This window comes from Paraburkholderia diazotrophica (assembly GCF_038900755.1).
GTDB lineage: Bacteria > Pseudomonadota > Gammaproteobacteria > Burkholderiales > Burkholderiaceae > Paraburkholderia > Paraburkholderia diazotrophica_A.
Genome location: NZ_JBBPEN010000055.1, coordinates 1 through 2220 on the forward strand (window position 1 = coordinate 1; position 2220 = coordinate 2220).

Sequence of the window (2220 nt, forward strand, 5' to 3'; positions counted from 1 at the left end):
AGCAGTGACATGATGACACTCCGGCTCAGTGGATAGGCGCCGCCGTCACGCGCGCCCGAAAACGCTGAAATGATACGTCAGACGGGCCTGTTTTCGTTTGGATTGCGAACCGGCCCCATCGCTTCGAGTCCGTCCGCGTAGCTGATCGTGTCAAACGGCAGATCGAAGAGGATCGCGGCGTCGGCGACCGCGTCGAGCTTGCCAGCCGTGTCTTTCCTTTTCAGCTCGCTTTTCTCCAGATGCAGGAGCTCAAGCATCTCGTTGTAGACAGTCGATTCCACAATCGGCAGCACGTAGAACACCGCTCCGTTGTACGGCACCTGATAGCGTCTGGACAGATCGACGTTGTCGCAGAACAGGAAATACTTTCCGCGGGCCGAGAGGGCATTGCCGAGCACTTCCGCGACGTCCCTGAGGTATTCGAAGCTCAATAGCCAACCGGCGAAGAACGGCAGGTCCGGCGCACCGATGTCCGCTACGGCCATGACCTGTTCGCAGGAAAGCTCGGGCGGGCGCGCCTCGTCGGCGAGCCGCGGCCCGAAGCGTAGCGCGAGCTCGCCGCGAAAGCCGATCCGGCGAGGCGCGTTCGTATGTCCCTTGAAGACCGCGTTGAGGAGTCGGCCCTGGTGTTGCAGACGGGTCAACGGGGTTTCATCGAGTTCATGGTGGCTGATCGTGTCCGTCATTAGTATTCCTCTTTGATGGATCTTGCATGCGCGCGGACCGGGCGCTGGTTCGCACATCCTCGGCGGGATGGCCGGGAACTTTGCAACATCCGTACCAATGAATGCCAGGGTCAACGCCGGGCAGGCTATACGGGCACGCTGCCCGGTGCTGCCCATTTCGTTTGCGACAAAGGGCGCGCGATTTGTCGGGAAGGCGACGTCGCGAACGTCGCAGGCCGCCATTCGGGAGAATCTGGCGGAAACCCGGCCTGGCCAGGGTTTCGACGATCTGCGCACTCATGGCACAAAAGCTGCGTCGATGGGGCCGCGCGGACACAATCCGGCCGATGCGTGACTCGACAGAAGAAGACCATAAGGACACCGCAGGCTGAGGACATGGTCGCGGCTTTGCAGATCTGATTCGCAACCCTGGTTTCACCTTCCATGTCAATGGAGTACGACAATGTCTCAACTTCGGCAAATCGCCTTCTACGGCAAAGGCGGCATCGGCAAGTCCACCACGTCGCAAAATACGCTTGCGGCGCTGAGCGACCTCGGGCAGAAGATCCTCATCGTAGGGTGCGATCCAAAGGCTGACTCGACGCGCCTGATACTGCACGCGAAGGCGCAGGACACAATTCTCTCGCTCGCGGCGGAAGCGGGTTCAGTCGAGGACCTGGAACTCGATGACGTGATGAAGATCGGCTACAAGGACATCCGCTGCGTCGAGTCGGGTGGTCCTGAGCCGGGCGTCGGCTGCGCGGGCCGTGGCGTCATCACGTCGATCAATTTCCTCGAGGAGAACGGCGCGTATGACGGAGTCGACTACGTGTCGTACGACGTGCTCGGCGACGTGGTGTGCGGTGGTTTCGCAATGCCCATTCGCGAGAACAAGGCGCAGGAAATCTACATTGTCATGTCAGGCGAGATGATGGCGATGTACGCAGCGAACAACATCTCGAAGGGCATCCTGAAATACGCGAACAGTGGCGGCGTGCGCCTGGGCGGGCTCATCTGCAACGAGCGCAAGACCGACAAGGAACTGGAGCTTGCCGAATCGCTCGCGACGATGCTCGGCACGAGGCTGATCCACTTCGTGCCGCGCGACAACATCGTCCAGCACGCGGAACTGCGGCGAATGACCGTGATCGAGTACGCGCCGGACAGCTCACAGGCGGGCCAGTATCGCGCGCTTGCCGAGAAGGTTCATCACAACGGCGGCAATGGCGTGGTTCCGACGCCGATCACAATGGACCAGCTCGAAGACCTGCTGATGGAGAAAGGCATCATGGTACCGGTCGACGAGTCGCAGGTCGGAAAATCGGCGGCCGAACTGACCGCCTGACGAATGCCGGACGGCGGTTGCCGTACGGCGGCCGGATCCGGCGATGAGATTCTCCACTTATGGGATACGCAATGACCGCGACGGTTGAAGAACGCAAGGCCGCGAACAAGGCCCTGATCGACGAAGTGCTGCAGGCATACCCCGAAAAGATGGCCAAGCGCCGCGCCAAGCATCTGGGTTCCTTTGAACAGGGCAAGCTCGACTGTGGGG

Annotated in this window: 2 protein-coding genes; one reads left to right on the forward strand and one right to left on the reverse strand. The window is 60.9% G+C overall.

Translation table 11 applies throughout. The features are described from left to right. Positions 1-77: 77 nt before the first annotated feature. On the reverse strand, positions 78-686 hold the full coding sequence (locus AABE10_RS36130; RefSeq protein WP_342937831.1) for a hypothetical protein: 609 nt from the start codon (positions 684-686) through the stop codon (positions 78-80). A 442-nt stretch (positions 687-1128) separates the two neighbouring features. On the opposite strand from AABE10_RS36130, the gene nifH reads away from it, so the two are divergent. Then, the gene (gene nifH, locus AABE10_RS36135; RefSeq protein WP_342937830.1) at positions 1129-2010 is read left to right on the forward strand and encodes a nitrogenase iron protein; all 882 of its coding nucleotides are present in this window, start codon (positions 1129-1131) and stop codon (positions 2008-2010) included. The last annotated feature ends 210 nt before the right edge of the window (positions 2011-2220 follow it).